This window comes from Xylella fastidiosa, assembly GCF_011801475.1.
Classification (GTDB): Bacteria; Pseudomonadota; Gammaproteobacteria; order Xanthomonadales; family Xanthomonadaceae; genus Xylella; species Xylella fastidiosa.
Genome location: NZ_CP044352.1, coordinates 2131133 through 2149082, shown reverse-complemented (window position 1 = coordinate 2149082; position 17950 = coordinate 2131133). Strand labels below are relative to the sequence as shown.

Sequence of the window (17950 nt, the reverse complement as noted above, 5' to 3'; positions counted from 1 at the left end):
CGGGATCAATACGTAGATGCATTCACTTGAGCACTTGCTGCAAAACAACCGCAATTGGTGTGAGCGGATTAACCAAGAGGACCCGGAGTTCTTCGCGCGTCTGTCCAAGCAACAGTCCCCTGAGTATTTATGGATTGGCTGCTCAGATTCGCGTGTACCGGCGAACCAGATTATTGATATGGCGCCAGGGGAGGTATTCGTACACCGCAATGTTGCTAACGTGGTGGTGCATACTGACTTGAATTGTCTTTCGGTGATTCAATTTGCAATTGATGTCCTTAAGGTCAAGCACATCTTAGTGGTGGGGCATTATGGTTGTGGGGGTGTCCTTGCCAGTTTGACTCGAGCGCGCCTGGGCTTGGTCGATAATTGGATCCGTCATGTGACCGATGTTGCTGAGAAGCACAACCCCTATTTGGAGACACTTGGTGCACTTGCTGACCAGCATGCACGGTTGTGCGAGCTAAATGTGCTTGAGCAAGTGATGAATGTCTGTAGCACGAGCATCGTGCGTGATGCGTGGAGCCGTACTCAGCCGCTGAGTGTGCACGGTTGGGTGTATAGCTTATCCAATGGGTTGGTGCATGATCTTGGGATTGATGTGGATCGCTTTGAGATGTTGCCGTCCTGCTATGCCGATGCACTGGCAAGGATCCAGGCTGATCGCGTTGTGCGTTGAATCGTTTTTCATAGCCATTCTATTTTTCCCCAGTTGCACGGGTGTGACGTGGTAGGCAGCAAATAGCATCACTGTGTATGAATGTATCCAGCTCCAACGAAGACACGCCTAATGCGCCTGACATGCTGTCTTGGTGTGTACACACTCAGGACAATCACCCCTTACCATTGCCCGAACTGAGGGCAAAGTTGTTAGCGTTAGGCATTGATGCCGATACATACGCCCTTACAACGGGGTTATCAATGGAGTTAGAACCCACAACGCTTGCCGATGCTGGCTATGACCGTTACCAGCGTCCGTTATTGCTTACGGTCGATGCAGCGCGTGCCTGGCATGCCATGCGTCAGGCCGCTGTAGGCGATGGGATTGTTCTTGATGCGATTTCAGGCTATCGCAGCTACGCGTATCAGTTCGGTATTTTGGAGCGCAAGCTCGCCCAAGGAAAAACATTGCAAGAGATTCTCACTGTTAACGCGGCCCCGGGTTTCAGCGAGCACCATAGCGGTGAGGCGCTGGATATTGGCATGCCTGGCGAGTCGCCTGTGGAGGAAAGTTTTGAAGGTAGCAGCGCGTTTGCCTGGTTGCACAGACACGCTGGACGATTCGGTTTCCATCTCAGTTATCCTCGCAACAATCCACATGGGATTGTTTATGAGCCTTGGCATTGGCGTTGGCGTGCTCGCTGAGTATTCGATCTTGATCGCTGAAGTGCTCCATGCTTCTGTCTTTGGATAAGACGACTACATCGTATGAGCGATTGTGTGGAGCGATGATTGCGGCGGTTCTTCTGGAGCACCTGCAACGCCTTGATGCTTTGCACGAGCGCATCTAGCAATGGGTGATTGTTTGGTGTGCTGAGGCGAAAAAACGTGCGAAATCATCCGATCCGGTCTACACCGGACGCTTGGCGGTGTGAAATTGGGGAATCGTGCCGTGATTCCGTGGGAGCAGTATTGCTGCCGTTGAAAAACGCGCGTACCTCAGCAATATCACGTGTCTGCGGGAATGAGGGCAGCGAATCTAGAAAGATCCGTCCGTAGCTTTTGGACAGCAGTCTCGGGTCACACAGCGCCAGCACACCGCGATCAGACTCGCTACGAATGAGTCGGCCAACGCCTTGCTTCAGTGCAATGACCGCTTGGGGCAATTGTTCGTCAAAAAACGGGTTGCCGCCTTCCTGGCGGATGGCTTCCAAACGCGCTTCGAATACTGGATCGTCCGGTGCTGTAAACGGTAACTTGTCAATGACGACCACGCTCAACGCTTCCCCTGCCACATCCACACCTTCGCGGAAGCTCGCTGAGCCGAGCAATAGGCCATTGCCAGAGACTCGGAAGCGGTCTAGGAGCGTGGCGCGCGGCGCGTCTCCCTGCACGAACAATGGCCACGGCCCGCCACGTAGCGCTGCGGCGGCTTCGCGTAACGCACGATGTGAGGCGAACAGCAAAAAAGCGCGTCCTGAAGAAGCTTCCAACACCGGAATTAATGCCTCAATCAAGGCGACTCCGAAGCCGTGCGCCGCTGGATTCGGTAAGCCTGGAGGCAGGTAGCATAATGCTTGCCGCGCCCAATTGAAGGGACTGGGTTGCAGCAGTGTCATGGGATGATTCAGACCCAGGCGTCGTGCGATATGTTCGAATGTGCCATCCACCGCCAATGTTGCTGAGGTGAACACCCATGCGGCCATTGATGTTTCACGGTGTGCTTGTAATTGCGCAGAGACATCCAGTGGCGTGCGCTGACAGCGAAAGCCGCGCTGTGTCAGTTCGTACCAGAGGACGTCGTTGTTAGGGGGGGATCCCCCTCAAACCCGCTTTTTTCGGCTGTTCCGCCCAGCCAACGTAACAGCCGGGACAGTGCCTCCTGGGCACGTGCGGCGCAGGCATCCAAGCCTGCTGCGGCGCTGCGCAGTGGAACCAGTAGGGAGTGTAGCGAGGTCAGCGCAGTGATGAGAGTTTCAAATCCCTCACATACCTCTGGTTTAGCGAGCAGGCGCGATTGAGTGCCGCGTGATGGTAAGCCTTCCATTGCCGCGCGCAGCGTGCGTAAGGCCTGCTCCAATTGCCATACGGAGTGTTGCAGTGCGGCCTGCGCACCAGCGACCGAGCGTGCTTCGACCATGCAGTCGCGTCCCAGTTCTTGTAACGGACGCATGCCGAAACTCTCGCCAAAAAAGTTGGCGGCCAGTGCCGGGAGTTGGTGTGCTTCGTCAATGATAAATGCCTGTGCGCCTGGCAATATCTCGCCGAAGCCCTCTTGTTTGAGTGCTAAATCAGCTAGCAGCAGATGATGATTGACGACGACAACATCCGCAGCCTGGGCACGCTGCCGTGCTTGCACGACAAAGCATTCATTCCAGAATGGGCAATCCTTTCCCAGGCAGTTATCCAGTGTCGAGGTGACCAGCGGTAGGAGCGGTGAGTCGTCTGGCAACGTGTCCAGTTCGGCCATATCGCCGAATTGGGTGCGGCCGCTCCAGGTGAGGATACGTTGCAGTTGCGTCGTTTGCTCCGCGGTGCCTAAATGGGGCGCAGCAAAGGTCTGCTCTAGACGGTATTTACAGACATAGTTGGTGCGGCCTTTCAGCAATGCGCTGCGCAGGTCGACCCCAAGGGCAGCGCGTACCCGTGGTAGATCGCGGTGGTAGAGCTGCTCCTGTAACGCGCGGGTGCCTGTGGAAATGATGGTTTTCAGTCCTGACAGCAACGTCGGTACCAGGTAAGCAAAGGTCTTGCCGGTGCCGGTCCCGGCTTCAGCCAGCAGAATGTTGCGTTGCTCAAAAACCTCGCCAATCGCCGCAGTCAGCCGTTGTTGCCCCGGACGCGGAACAAAATTATCGAGTTGGCGCGCCAGGAGGCCGCCATCGCTGAGTGCTTCGATGCTAGCCCGGGAAAGCATGGACATGGCTACGGTCAAGGCTCTGGAAAAACACGCAGCAGGTGCATCGTGTCGGAGGACAGAGGCGCAGCAGCGCGCTGCAATGCAATGGTGGACCAGGCATGTTGAACGTGCCGGTATGGTTTAGTAACGCTTGATCCCTGGCACGGTGCAGCGTCCAATCTGCGTGTGCGCTGAGGATGCATTTTCTTTTTCACCGCGTGCCAGTCGTGCCTGCTCAATCGTGGCCCAGTGGCGGCGACAGAGTGGGCCGGTTTTTGAACCGAGTTCTACCGCACGTTTGGCGTAGTGTTCGGCACCGGTCCAGTCGCTCTGCAGCAGGGCGATTTCAGCGCGCTCTTGCAGCACTGCCGGATCATTGGTGACGAGTTCTAGCGCGTGGTCAAGTTCAGCAGCGGCTGCAGCCAAGTTGCCTGCTTGGCGTTTGGCTTTTGCAGCCTGACGCAGGTCATCAATTTGTAGATCATGCAGCGGTTGCACCAACAATTCGGTGTCATCGGCACTGGCAATTTTGGTTACCGCAGCCAAACGCTGCGCTGGGGATAGGGTGTCTACAGGGGGCGGTGTCGCGGGTGGTGGTGCTGGTGTTGCAGGTTGCGGCGGGCTGATACAGGCAGTAAGGGCCAAGGCCATCATGCCGGTAACGGTGAATGCGCGGAACGGAACATGCAATCTTTTCATTGTGTCGATTGATCGGGAGGAGGCGTTATGGGGGGCGATGCTTGGTCCCCCTTCTGCTTATCCAGCCCGAACCAGTTACGCCAGCCGATATTATGCCCGGCTTCGGGTGCTCCGCCAGCACCAGAGCATGCTGTATAAGGCGGAGCGAAGCCGGTTACAAACGGAAAGCGGCGTGCGCCTGGGCAGTTTGCGTCTGTGGTGCCAGTGCCCATAGGCTCGACTGATTGCCAATCCAGTCCTTTGCCGTTGACTTGTAATCTGGTGCTTGGTAACTGCGAGAAGATGCTCGACCAGACGCGCATGGCACCGGTGGCGCCGTATAGGCCAGTTTGCTCGTTTTGGTCGTTGCCGACCCAAATGACAGCCAAGTGGTTCCCGGTATAGCCCGCGTACCAGCTGTCACGTCCATCGTTGGAGGTTCCGGTTTTGCCGGCAGGGGACAGCCGACCCAAGCCATCAATGATGAGTTGCCGCGCGGTACCGCTGTTGACCACTTCCTGTAGCGCAACACTGATGACGTTGGCTGCGACTGAATCACCGGGCTGTGCAGGTGCCGGGGTATTGTCATAGCGTTTGAGCAGTTTGTTTTGCGGATCGAGTACGCCACGCACTGCGTGCAATGGTTGGATTTCACCCCCAGAAGCCAGGAACTGATAGAGCTGCGTCATTGCATAAGGGCTTTGGTCGGTTGCGCCCAGGATCAGCGATGGGTTGGCGTCGGCTTTTAATCCGGCCAGAACGTTAATCAATTGAGCCACACGTTCTGGGCCGACCTGCATGCCAACGCGCACTGTTGCTTGGTTGTAAGAGTGTGCCAATGCATCAATCAAGCGCACGGTTCCGTGGCTGATGTTGTCTGAGTTGCTTGGCGACCAAATGCGCCCATGTGCCAGCGGTATGTTGACCGGGGTGTCTTCTACCCAACTGGACAAGGACCAACGATCCGGTGAGGCCAGTGCTAGTAGATAGACGAACGGTTTCAGCAGCGAACCCACCTGGCGTTGCGCTTCAATGGCACGATTGAAACCCGATTGGGTTGCATCGCGACTACCGACCACGGCCAGGACATCGCCGTTATGCACGTCCGTCAGTACCAGTCCGGCTTGCAGTGGCGGACGTTTCAGCCCCTTGACCTTTTCCAGTGCACTGAGCGTGGTTTTTACTCCTCTCTCAGCATAGGCTTGTGCTGAGGGCGACATGCCGGTAAGTACGGTCATGCCTGCGCCACGCAACACATTCTCTGGGTAATCGTGAGCAAGCTGGCGGCGTACCAGGTCCAGGTACGCGACGAAGCGGTTGGCTGCAACCAGGCCAGGTTCTTTGGGGACACCTAGGGGCGATGCTTGGGCGCGCATGTATTCAGCATCGTCGATCAGTTTGTTTTCATGCAGTTTGCCAAGCACGAAATTGCGTCGGGACAATGCGCGATCAGGGAAACGGCGTGGATCGTAGTACGAAGGTCCTTTGACCAGTCCGATGAGCAGGGCGACCTGCTCAGTAGTGAGCGAGCCTAGCTCACGTCCATACCAGAACTCCGCGCCAGTTGCGACACCATGTACGGCCTGACTGCCACGTTGACCCAGGTAGACTTGATTGAGATAGGACTCCAGGATAACGCGCTTGGAGTAGCGTGCCTCCAGGATCAGTGCATACAGGATTTCGTTGCATTTGCGCTGCAACGTCTGTTCTTTGCCGATACCAAGCAGTCCGCTACGCGCCAGCTGTTGCGTTAGGGTACTGGCACCTTGGCGAACGCCACCGCCTGAACGCACCATCACCCAGGCTGCGCGCAAAATGCTGGTGATGTCGATGCCGTGGTGATGTTTGAAATCGCGGTCTTCCACCACTTGTAAGCCGGTGACGAGCAGTTGGGGAACTTCCTCCAACCTGACCAAACGGCGTTCTTCCTGCTTCTGGCCGTACAGTGTGGCGATCCGTGCTGGATCCAGTCGCCCGCGCCTGATTGGTTTACGTGTATCTGCATTCCGCAGTGCAGACACTTGGTTGTTGTTCAGCGTGATGATCAGACGGCTTGCTGGTATTGCACCATCCACATCAACGTAGCCACGGCTGGAGACAGTGAATCGGCCATTTTGTTGTTGGTAAGTGCCTGGTAACTCGCCGTGATTGTCCTCACGATAGGATGCAGCATCCAGTTCGATCTTCAACGTGCGCGCATCTAATGCCATCCCCGGTTGTAGCATCAAAGGGCGAGCATAGACCCGGGTTGGGATCTGCCAGCGCAGCTCACCAAAGCGAGCGGTCACCTGCTGATTCAGGTAAAGCGTGTAAGGGATCAGAAAGCCCATGGCAAGCGCCAAGCCTGCCAAGCCACAAGCGATCAGCCAGCCCCACCAGGGGGAATGGCCCGGCATGTTGCCATTTGACGCTTCGTTGAAATCATCTTCTGCGTGGTATGCCACGGGTATGTGAGAATTAGGACTTTATGGAGTCTAGCGCAACACCTACATGTCTGTTGACTCTGTCTCACGTAAGCATGACCGGATTCCGTTTATTCGTTTTCTCGGTGTTTACTTATTGTTTCAATGGCGACGCCAGTGCGCGCGGTTACATCGTGCTCGTATTGCGTTGTATTCCCGCCGTTTCGGGCAGTGGATCCAGTTGCGTGCTGCTGTTTCTGCTGACCAGTCAGCACCGCCCAGTGTTGCTGCTGTTGTGCCTGCCAGTGCGACGCAGACCCCCACCAATACCCGCTGTATTTTGCTCATTGATACTGTGCCCCCGCGTCCAGACCGCGATTCAGGCTCATTGCGCTGCCATCATTTAATGCATTTGATGGTTTGCATGGGCTATAACGTGGTGCTGCACTGCCAGGAACGCATGCCAAGCGCTGCGGAGATCATGGCATTACGTGCGATCGGCGTTACAACCACCGCCGTTGCGGGTGGCTTCCCATCCTGGCTCCTGACCAACCCAGAGCGTTATTGTGCTGTTGTAGTTTGTCGTTACCACCTTGGCCTGTCTTGGTTGCCCTTACTACGAACCTTCGTACCTGACAGCCTTTGCATCTTGGATACAGTCGATTTACACCACCTGCGTGAGCAACGCGAAGCCGAGTTACGCAATCTGAGTGGCCTGCGTGCTGCTGCGGCCATCACGCGCCGCCATGAATTGCATGCGATCAGTTGCGCTGATCTAGTGTGGGTGGTGAGTCCTGTTGAACGCGACTATTTGGGCAGATTGCTGCCGCAGGCGCGTGTTGAGGTGGTACCGAACATGCATGACATGGTCGAGACGATTCCTCCGTTCGTGTCCCGGCATGGTTTTCTGTTCGTCGGGGGGAGTCGTCATCCACCCAATGTGGATGCAGTTCGCTGGCTGCTGTCTGAGATTTTCCCACGCATCCGTGAACGGCTACCTGATGCACAGTTGCACTTGGTGGGTGCCGGACTGGCTGAAGCGATACAGAGTCAGCAGATGATATGTCCCGGAGTCAGTTTCCACGGTCATGTGCCACAGATGGCACCTTTACTCCACGCCTGCCGAGTCAGCCTTGCTCCGCTGCGCTTTGGTGCCGGTGTCAAAGGTAAGATCAGTGAGGCCTTGGCCTACGGTCTGCCCGTGGTGACGACACCTGAGGGAGCCGAAGGCATGTACCTGCGCTCCGGTATGGATGCCTTAATCAGCCGCGATGCCGAAGACTTGGCCAGACAGGCAGTGTGTGCACATGAAGATCTGGAGGTGTGGCAACGCCTCTCAGACAATGGGCAACAGATCATCAAGCAGCACTTCTCGCTGCACAGTACGCGTGCTGCTCTGGCGGCCATGCTTCCCCATTGAAGGATTACTCTAGAGTCATTTATGTCACTGTCTCGGATTACCGCGTTGATTGCTCGCCATGATCGCCTCAAGCGTCTGATGGTGCGCTTACTGTCTTGCGTTCCAGCGGTGGATGTTTGGCTTAGGCATCATGTGAGTGCGCGTAAATATCGTCGTTCCTTGCTCGACGTCGGTGAGGCGGATTTGCCTGAGGTGGCCCTATCCGTCTACCGACAGTTGCTGATTGCAGCAGGCAAGGATGGCCATTTGTGAAATTGGTCATTGATTTGCTTGGCGCGCAGACGCGTAGCCATCTGCGTGGTATCGGCCGTTATACCCGTGAACTGACAAAGGCACTGCTGCGCCAAGCGGGTGAGGCCCACGCGATTCACCTCGTTTTGCATGCACCGTTGGAGCAAGCCAGTGATGCATTAATTGCAGAATTTGGTGCCTTGTTGCCGCGTACACGCATCCATTTGTTGCGCCTGCCGCGCCACACCTCCGAACATCTGACTGGCAATACGTGGCGTCATCATGCAGCCTCGCGTTTGAGCCACTATGGTCTGACATGCTTGGATGCAGATACGGTGTGGCATAGCAGTGTATTTGAGGGGTATGACGAAGATGGGGTACTGCCAGATGCACCCCTGTTTCATACAAGCCGTGTTGCCACCCTCTACGATCTGATTCCGTTGCATGATCCGGAAGCATTCTTGCCGGGAGCCCGGCCCAAGGCCTGGTATGAGCGGCGCAGCGCTTTCCTGCCCACTTGCGATTTACTCTTCTGCCTTTCTGAATGGACTGCACAAGAGGCGGTACAGCGGCTGCACCTTGATCCGGAACGTCTTGTTGTCATCGGTGGGGGTGTTGATTCAAGTTTCCGTCCACTGGTGTTCGATGCGCAGCAGCACGGCAACTTACTCGCGCGTTTTTCGATCACCCGTCCTTATGTGCTGTACAACGGTGGGTTAGATCAGCGCAAAAATGTCCCTGCGTTGCTGCGTGCTTTTGCACTGCTGCCGATGGCCATACGGCAACGCCACCAGTTGATTGTGCTGGGTGATGATCGTCAAGTGCACCAATCCATGATCGCATTGTGTCGCCAGCTGGGGTTGGACCAGCAGGAAGTGGTGTTTACCGGCCGTGTCAACGATAGCGATTTGGTCTCACTTTATGGGCTGTGTGCCTTGTTCGTGTTCCCATCCCGTTTAGAAGGTTTCGGACTTCCCGTGTTGGAAGCGATGGCCTGTGGCGCACCCACATTGTGCAGTGATGCGGCTAGCCTGCCAGAGGTGGCGGGGCGTCAGGACATCCTGTTTCCGCCTGAAGATCATGTTGCCTTGAGTGCCCGCATGTCCCAGGTGCTTGATGATCCACAGTGGTTACAGTCGCTGCGTGATTATGGTTTGCGCCGTGCTACAGCATTCACTTGGGATCGCGTGGCGCAACGTGCGCTGGACGCATTGACACGATTGCAAGTGCGATCTTCCGGAATAAAGTCGCAGCGTCTGAGTGGTGTCTCCCCCATGACACACACCGAGACAGCGGCCCCCGAAATGTTGCCGATCACGGAGATTCAACTGGTGACTGATCTGGCTGCACTGCCCGGTGATGCGTCACGCGACGATCTGGCTCAGGCCGCGTTTTCAATCTGCTCAATGCGCGTTGCTCCGCATACGCCACAATGGTTGGTCGATGTCAGTCAGATTGCAAAGACTGATATCGGTACCGGCACGTCCCGTGTGACCCGCAGCATCTTGCGTGAATGGTTGAGCACGCCGCCGCCGGCAGCGTGCATCGTCCCGATATATCTACGTGAAGGACAGTATCACTATGCACGGAGTTTCACGGCACAGCTACTTGGCCTCGTGTCAGAGACCCCGCAGGAAGGGATTGTGATGGTCTATCCCGGTGATGTCTTCGTCGGCCTGGATTGGGCACCGGAGGCGATCAACGCCGCCCGTGCCCGCTTGCAGGATTGGCGCCGTGCTGGAGTGGCGACCTGCTTCGTAGTGCACGACCTGTTGCCAATCACCTTGCCTGATTGCTTCCATCCATACACGTGCAACCTGTTTGAACAATGGCTCCGCACCGTTACTCATCTGGCCGATGGCATCGCCTGTATTTCCGCCACCACTGCCGAGGTACTCTCCAGATGGTTACAGGACACAGCGGTGGATTACCAGTTTGGTATACCGCCACAAGTGAAACATTTCCCACTTGGTGTCAGCTTTCCCGAAGTGTCTACCCCACAGGAAACGATCCGCGAAGAACTCCGTACAGCCTTGGAAATGCGTCCTACTCTGCTGATCGTCGGCACGTTGGAGCCACGCAAAGGCCATGTCCACGCCTTACGGATTTGCGAGCAACTTTGGGAGCAGGGCGAAGATGTGAATTTGGTCGTAGTGGGCCAGCGTGGGTGGTCCGAGCATGCATTGGTTATCCAGCTGACCCGACATCCCGAGGCAGGCCATCGACTGTTCTGGCTCAGCGATGCCGCCGATGCCGAATTGTCGGCATTGTACGTCCATGCCACCGCCCTCTTAGCACTGTCCGAAGGAGAAGGTTACGGATTACCGTTGTTAGAAGCAGCCCATTTTGGGCTGCCCATTCTGGCCAGACCACTGCCAGTATTCCTCGAAATCATGGCTGATTACCCCCACTACCTTGATGGCACTGCTCCGGATACCTGGTCGGCGACAGTGGCGCAGTGGCTTCATACCTCTGACAGACCCATCTCCAGCCATGTGCCTATTACTTCCTGGAAAGAAAGCGCTCAACAACTGGCGGATATCGTCAGCGATTGCCGCCTTTCGCTTGATTCCAAAAAACTGTCCGCTCCCCTCAAATAATCGGTCCATCCCCCCCCATCCCCCCGATTCTGACCGTCTTTCAGATTTTTCTGACATCCACATCCGGCAAATTCCTCCCTTTCGTCTTCACCTCCTTCCCCTGTCGCCCCTGATAAAATGTGACAAAAATCACCCATTAACACAGCATCCCCCCACACCAAACGATTCGGGATGCCCCTTACCCAAAGGAAACCTCATGAACAAGGACCTCTACCGCCTCATCTACAACCGTGCCCTGCGTCTGTGGCAAGTGGCCTCAGAACGAACCACCGCACCCGGCGGTACCCCAGGTCCTTCCCCGACAGCGCAACGGCCAGCCCGTGCCTGCCTCCATCCCATCCCCTTTGCCCTCTGGCTCAGCCTTGGCTGGGTGAGTATCACCGGCATGGCCACCGCCCAAGTGGTGGCTGACCCCCACGCCCCCGGCCAACAACGCCCCACCATTCTCACCGCCCCCAACGGCGCCCCCCTGATCAACATCCAGACCCCCAGCCCAGCGGGCGTCTCCCGCAACACCTACCAACAATTTGACATCACCCCACAAGGCGCCATCCTCAACAACGCCCGCACCCCGACCCAGACCCACCTGGCGGGCACCGTCCAAGGCAACCCCTGGCTGGCCGCCGGCACCGCCAAAATCATCCTCAACGAAGTCAACAGCCCCACCTCCACCCAACTGCACGGCACGATGGAAGTGGCTGGCGCCCGCGCCCAACTCATCATTGCCAACCCCTCCGGCATCACCTGCAACGGCTGCGGCGTCATCAACGCCCACCAACTTACCCTCACCACCGGCACCCCCATCTTCAACGCCCGTGGCGCCCTAGACCACTACCGCGTCCAAGGCGGCGCCATCCAGATTGACGGCCTAGGCCTAGACAGCCACAGCACCGACTACACCGCCCTCATTGCCCGCACCGTCCAACTCAACGCTGGCCTCTGGGCCCACACCCTGCAGACCACCACCGGCCCCGCCACCGTCGCCCTGGACGGACACCCCACCGCCTCCCTGCCTGCCCCCCCAGGCGACCGCCCCACCGTGGCCCTGGACGTCTCCGCCCTGGGCGGCATGTATGCCGGCAAAATCACCCTGATTGGCACCGAACACGGCCTGGGCGTCCGCAACGCCGGCCAACTCAGCGCCACCAGCGCCCCCCTCACCGTCACCGTGGATGGTCTTCTGGAGAACACCGGCCGCCTTCAATCCGCCACCGACACCCAACTCAACGCCACCGCACAAGTCACCAACAGCGGCCTCATCAGCGCCGCCCAGACCCTGACCCTGCACACCCCCACCACCATTGACAACCGCAGCGGCACCCTCAACGCCGCCCGCCTGGACATCACCGGCACCCGCCTGGATAACCGCGGCGGCCACATCCAACAAACCGGCCTCCAACCCCTCACCCTCCAGACCCAACACCTGGACAACCAGGACCAGGGCCGCCTTGGCGTCCTAGACACCCCAGCGCCCGCCACCCCGGCCACCCCGACAGTCACGGCCCCGATTAGCAACGCCCCTCCCACCGTCACCGCCCCCCCGGCCACCGACCCCACCACCTCCCCCGTTGCCCCCACCGTCCCCCACCTGGCCCATGGCACCCTTACCCTCACACAGACCATTGACAACCGCGGCGGCCACATCACCGCCGGCGGCCCCATCGACGCCATCCTCACCGACCTAGACAACCGCGACGGCACCGCCGCCCTCAACCGCCTCACCCTCCAAGGCCAACGCCTGGATAACCAACACGGCATCCTCACCCTCGCCACCGATGCCACCATTCACACCCACACCCTCAACAACACCGCCGGCCAACTTCACGCCAACGGCACCCTGGACCTCACCGCCGACACCTTCAGCAACCAAAACGGCCAACTCCTCACCACCGGCCCCCAGAACGCCACCCTCACCATTGCCGACCTCCTGGACAACCAACACGGCATCATTGCTAGCGCCGCGAACCTCCTGACCCTAAAGACCGACCACCTCAACAACGCTGCTGGCCAACTCCACGCCAACGGCGCCCTGGACCTCACCGCCCAACGTTTCAGCAACCAAAACGGCCAACTCCTCCACACCGGCTCCCAGAACGCCACCCTCACCATTGCCAACCTCCTGGACAACCAACACGGCCTAGTAGCCAGCGCGGCTAACGCCCTGACCCTGCACACCGGCCACCTCAACAACGACGCCGGTCAATTCCAGACTAACGGCGCTCTTGACCTGACCGCCCAACGTTTCAGCAACCAACACGGCCAATTCCTGCACAACAGCCCGCAAAGCGCCCACCTGCGGATTGATGGCCAGCTGGACAACCAACAAGGCGTACTCGCCAGCAACGCCGCCGAACTGACACTAGAGACTGGCCAATTCAACAACGACAGCGGCACCCTCCAACAGAGCGGGCAGGGCACCCTGCACATTGACGCCGCCACCCTGACCGGCCACGGCGGCACCCTGACCAGCCAAGGCGCCCTCACCCTCACCGGCACCCACACCGACCTCAGCCACGCCACCACCACCGCCCAACACATCACCATCCACACCGACGACCTCACTACCGCCGGCGGCCACCTCACCGCCTACGGAGAACACACCCTCCAACTGAATGCCCGTACCCGCATCGACAACACCGCCGGCACCATTGCCACCAACGGCAGCCTAGACCTGCACACCGCCGCCCTGGATAACACCGGCGGCACCCTCCACAGCACCGCCACCGGCCCCAACCGCCTAGACATCACCCACACCCTCACCAACACCGCCGGCCACCTCCTCCTTAACGGCCCCACCACCCTCACCACCGGCACCTGGACCAACACGGGCGGCCAACTCCAGATCACCGGCCCGGCCACCCTCCACGCCACCACCCTAGACAACCGCGGCGGCATCCTCCACACCGCCACCGGCCCCCTGGACCTGCGCGTCACCGGCACCATTAACAACCAAGACAACGGCATCCTCTCCAGCACCGCCGCCCTCACCCTCACCGCCGCCAGCCTCCACAACCAACACGGCACCCTGGATGCCGCCGGCCCCGCCCACCTCACCCTTACCGGCCTACTGGATAACACCGCCGGCCTCCTCCAAACCGCCCACACCCTCTGGCTCACCAGCGCCGGCCTCACCAACCGCAGCGGCACCCTCACCGCCGCCGCCCTCACCCTAGACACCCAAGCCCACACCCTGGACAACACCAGCGGCCGCCTCGGCACCACCACCGGCAACCTCACCCTTCACACCGGCCTACTGGACAACACCGCCGGCCTCCTCCAAACCGCCGCCACCCTCACCATCGACACCGGCGCCGCCCCCCTGACCAACCGCGACGGCGGCACCCTCCTGGCTGCTGACACCCTGGACCTACACACCACCACCCTGGACAACCGCGGCGGCACCATCGACTCCCAGACCGCCACCCACCTGCACACCACCACCATTGACAACACCACCGCCGGACACATCAGCAGCAACGGCACCCTCCAGATTGACGGCACCACCCTCACCAACACCGGCGGCCGCCTCCACAGCGGCGGCGACACCCGCCTCCACCTCCAAGACACCCTGAACAACCACGACGGCCGCATCACCGCCGCCGGCACCCTGGACATCACCACCACCACCCTGGACAACCACAGCACCCCCCTTACCGCGCCCCCGGCCACCCAGACCCGCGCCCCCACCGGCGCCCCAGACAACGGCCTCTACGCCACCCACATCCAAATCGCCAGCACCACCCTGGACAACACCGCCGGCACCCTCAGCGCCGCTCAAAACCTCACCCTCACCCTGAGCGACACCCTCACCAACACCGCCGGCCACCTCAGCGCCGGCGCCACCCTGGACCTCACTGCAGACCACCTGAGCAACCACACCGGCACCCTCCTCAGCGGCGCCAGCCAAACCCTGCACCTCCACCGCCTCACCGGCGACGGCCGCCTCCATGCCGGCAACGCCCTCACCCTGACCCTCCAAGACAGCCTCGACACCGCCGGCACCCTCAGCGCCACCGGCCTGCTCACCCTCACCACCGCTGGCGACCTCACCAACCGCGGCCTCATCCAAGCCGCCGACCTCACCGCCCAGGCCCGTGACATCACCACCACCGCCACCGGCCAACTCCTGACCACCGGCCACACCCACCTCACCGCCACCGGCACCCTGAACAACAGCGGCCACCTCCAAGCTGCCGACCTCACCGCCCAGGCCCATGACATCACCACCACCGCCACCGGCCAACTCCTGACCACCGGCCACACCCACCTCACCGCCACCGGCACCCTGAACAACAGCGGCCACCTCCAAGCCGCCGACCTCACCGCCCAAGCCAACACCATCACCAACACCGGCACCTTCCTGGCTACGAGCCACGCCACCCTCACCGCCACCGACACCCTGACCAACAGCGGCTTGCTCCAAGCCGCCGACCTCACCGCCCAAGCCAACACCATTACCAACACCGCCACCGGACGGCTCCTGACCACCGCCCACACCCAGCTCACCGCCACCGACACCCTCACCAACAGCGGCCTTGTCCACGCCGGTGACCTGACCGTCCACGCCCGTGACATCACCAACACCGCCACCGGCCAACTTATCGCCAGCAACCTCGCCCAACTCACCGCCACCGCCACCCTCACCAACCGCGGCCTCATCGACGCCTTCACCACCCACCTCAGCGCCCCCACCATTGACAACCTCGGCACCGGCCGCCTCTACGGCGACCACATTGCCCTCCAAGCCCACACCCTCACCAACCGCGATGAAACCAGCGACGGCCACACCCACACCGCCACCATCGCCGCCCGCCAACGCCTAGACATTGGCGCGGACACCCTGCGTAACACCGCTAACGCCATGATTCTCAGTGATGGAGATGCCGCCATCGGCGCCACCCTGGACAACACCCTCCACGCCACCGGCATCGCCACCCTCATCGACAACCGCAGCGCCACCATCGACATCACCGGCACCCTGAACATCACCACCACCACCCTCAACAACATCCGCGAAAACGTCCACATCGCCCACGCCCCCGACGTCGTGACCGAAGCCCGCATGTACCAACCCCACTGGCGCAAAAACAAACCCAACGGCGGCTCAGGCGACTTCCGACTGAGCAGCAACTACGACGCCCACGAAATCTACTACCTCAACCCCGCCGACATCCTCGAAGACACCCCCTACATCACCCCCGATGGCCAAAAGATCCACCGCGCCATCGTCCGCCTCACCCCCCAGACCAGCGCCTACTTCTATGCCCGTGGTGGCCTGCATGCCAGCCAGGCTGAACGCCGCCGCCTGGACCTCACCGCCCGCACCGGCGACAGCGTCGTCCTGTACTACACCGACCGTCAGGACAAACAGCCCAACCCCGACCACGTCGCCGCCGCCGCAACCAATGACAGCGCCTTCATCGGCCTGGACGCCGCCCAGCAAAACGAACGCTTAAAAATCGTCCCCATCACCTACGCCCCCGGCGATGACCGCCTCACCTACGACCCCACCTACGGCACCTGCACTGACGACTGCGTCCGCCTCGTCACCTGGCACGACTACACCGACCCAGACCACACCCTCATTGACATGCGCCGCGGCCCCAACGATGTCGACGACAACGAGCGCGAACGTCATGCCACCAGAACCACCCAACAAGAAATCCTCAACCCCGATGCCGGCGCCCCAGCCCTCATCCAGTCTGGCGGCACCATGCGTATTGACGTCGGCTACCTCTACAACCACTACGCCGACCTGCTGGCCGGCGGCGACCAAACCATCGTTGGCCTGCCCCCCCATCCGACCAAAGAAACAGCAGATGACGAACACAAGTACAACAGAGCCCTGCTGATCGACAACCGCGCCCTCCAACTCTCCCGTACCGACAGATTCCAAAACATCAGCACCACCTACCGTGGCAAAGACTCCGCACCATGGAGCAATGAATCCCGGACCACCCCCACCACACAGATTGGCGGCCGCATCACCAGCGGCGGCCACCAACACATTGCCGCCCAAACATTCAACAACGTCACCGACTCCACCCACGCCCCTGAGCCCATCCAACATGTCACCTACAACCCCAGCACCCAAACCCTGACCATTGCTGACGGCCACATCACCGTCACCGACACCCCCCCAGCCTCCACACCGTCTCCCTTGCCGACAACGGCTTCAGCCACGGCCAAGAACTCACCTACATCCCTGAAAAGAGCATCACCACCCCCAACGCCCCCATCCGCGACCCCGCCGCCCCCCCCGCCGTCACCGTCACCCCCACCGGCCCCCTCACCCTGCCCAACAACAGCCTCTTCACCATTCACCCCGACACCGCCACCCTCATCACCACCGACCCCCGCTTTACCCTCGGCCGCCCCTACACCAGCGCCGACAGCCAACTCCACGCCCTGGGCGACCACGACACCCTCCACAAACGCCTCGGCGACGGCTACTACGAACAACGCCTCATCCGCGAACAAATCGCCCAACTCACCGGCCGCCGCCGCCTGGACGGCTACACCGACGACGACCACCAATACCGCGCCCTCCTGGACGCCGGCCTCACCGTCGCCAAACAGCACCAACTGCGCCCCGGCATTGCCCTCAGTGCCGACCAAATGGCCCAACTCACCAGCGACATCGTCTGGCTCGTCCAACAAGACGTCCACCTGCCCGACGGCACCACCACCGTCGCCCTCGTCCCCCGCCTCTACCTGCGCCCCCGCACCGGCGACCTCACCCCAGACGGCGCCCTCCTGGCGGCCGCCAGCACCACCATCAACGCCCACACCCTCACCAACACCGGCACCATTGACGCCCGCGACCTCATCAACATCAACACCCACATCATGGACCAACAAGGCGGCCGCCTTACCGCCGACGCCATCAACATCCACACCACCGGCGACTTCACCAACCTGGGCGGACAATTCACCGCCGGCGACTTCCTCAAAGTCCATGCCCAAGGCAACTTCCTTGCTAGCAGCACCCTACGCGACGCCACCACCCAAGGCACCCGCCACCACAGCGTGACGGAACTGGACCAACAGGCCGGCTTCA

8 protein-coding genes and 1 pseudogene are annotated in these 17950 nt (G+C 60.1%); 6 read left to right on the top strand and 3 right to left on the bottom strand.

What is annotated here, in order from left to right:
• The first annotated feature begins 16 nt into the window (after positions 1–16).
• Together can and F7G16_RS09940 are read left to right on the top strand one after the other, a co-directional pair.
• A complete protein-coding gene (gene can / locus F7G16_RS09945) occupies positions 17–679 on the top strand; it encodes a carbonate dehydratase (protein ID WP_004088218.1) in 663 nt (220 codons plus the stop codon).
• A 77-nt stretch (positions 680–756) separates the two neighbouring features.
• Positions 757–1365, top strand: coding sequence for a M15 family metallopeptidase (locus tag F7G16_RS09940; RefSeq protein ID WP_004088221.1), 609 nt, complete (start codon positions 757–759; stop codon positions 1363–1365).
• 191 nt (positions 1366–1556) lie between these two features.
• Here the strand turns inward: F7G16_RS09940 and yoaA are convergent.
• From yoaA to mrcB, 3 genes and pseudogenes are all read right to left on the bottom strand, one after another.
• A pseudogene (gene yoaA / locus F7G16_RS09935) lies at positions 1557–3583 on the bottom strand (DNA repair helicase YoaA).
• Between the two features lie 117 nt (positions 3584–3700).
• Positions 3701–4258 (bottom strand): hypothetical protein, encoded by a 558-nt coding sequence (locus F7G16_RS09930; RefSeq protein ID WP_004088223.1) that lies wholly within the window; start codon positions 4256–4258, stop codon positions 3701–3703.
• Entirely contained in the window at positions 4255–6633 is a 2379-nt protein-coding gene (gene mrcB, locus F7G16_RS09925; protein ID WP_004088225.1) for a penicillin-binding protein 1B, read from the bottom strand. Before mrcB ends, F7G16_RS09930 begins: the two co-directional genes overlap by 4 nt.
• A 94-nt stretch (positions 6634–6727) precedes the next feature.
• Between mrcB and F7G16_RS09920 the strand changes: the two genes are divergently transcribed.
• The 4 genes from F7G16_RS09920 (at position 6728) to F7G16_RS12590 (ending at position 17923) form a co-directional block, all read left to right on the top strand.
• Positions 6728–8059: a glycosyltransferase gene (locus tag F7G16_RS09920; RefSeq protein ID WP_004088227.1), complete on the top strand. Its 1332-nt coding sequence runs from the start codon at positions 6728–6730 to the stop codon at positions 8057–8059.
• Positions 8060–8080: 21 nt separating this feature from the next.
• Positions 8081–8311 carry a hypothetical protein gene (locus F7G16_RS09915; RefSeq protein WP_004088229.1) on the top strand — a complete coding sequence of 77 codons (231 nt, stop codon included), beginning with the start codon at positions 8081–8083 and terminating at the stop codon, positions 8309–8311.
• On the top strand, positions 8308–10890 hold the full coding sequence (locus F7G16_RS09910) for a glycosyltransferase family 4 protein (protein ID WP_004088231.1): 2583 nt from the start codon (positions 8308–8310) through the stop codon (positions 10888–10890). Before F7G16_RS09915 ends, F7G16_RS09910 begins: the two co-directional genes overlap by 4 nt.
• Positions 10891–11086: 196 nt before the next feature.
• The gene (locus F7G16_RS12590; RefSeq protein ID WP_425527300.1) at positions 11087–17923 is read left to right on the top strand and encodes a two-partner secretion domain-containing protein; all 6837 of its coding nucleotides are present in this window, start codon (positions 11087–11089) and stop codon (positions 17921–17923) included.
• Positions 17924–17950 lie beyond the last annotated feature (27 nt).

Coding starts and splice junctions, on each gene's coding strand:
- F7G16_RS09920 (WP_004088227.1), top strand. CDS start 6,728: ATGTCTGTTGACTCTGTCTCACGTAAGCATGACCGGATTCCGTTTATT.
- can (WP_004088218.1), top strand. CDS start 17: ATGCATTCACTTGAGCACTTGCTGCAAAACAACCGCAATTGGTGTGAG.
- F7G16_RS12590 (WP_425527300.1), top strand. CDS start 11,087: ATGAACAAGGACCTCTACCGCCTCATCTACAACCGTGCCCTGCGTCTG.
- F7G16_RS09940 (WP_004088221.1), top strand. CDS start 757: ATGAATGTATCCAGCTCCAACGAAGACACGCCTAATGCGCCTGACATG.
- F7G16_RS09930 (WP_004088223.1), bottom strand. CDS start 4,258: ATGAAAAGATTGCATGTTCCGTTCCGCGCATTCACCGTTACCGGCATG.
- F7G16_RS09915 (WP_004088229.1), top strand. CDS start 8,081: ATGTCACTGTCTCGGATTACCGCGTTGATTGCTCGCCATGATCGCCTC.
- mrcB (WP_004088225.1), bottom strand. CDS start 6,633: ATGCCGGGCCATTCCCCCTGGTGGGGCTGGCTGATCGCTTGTGGCTTG.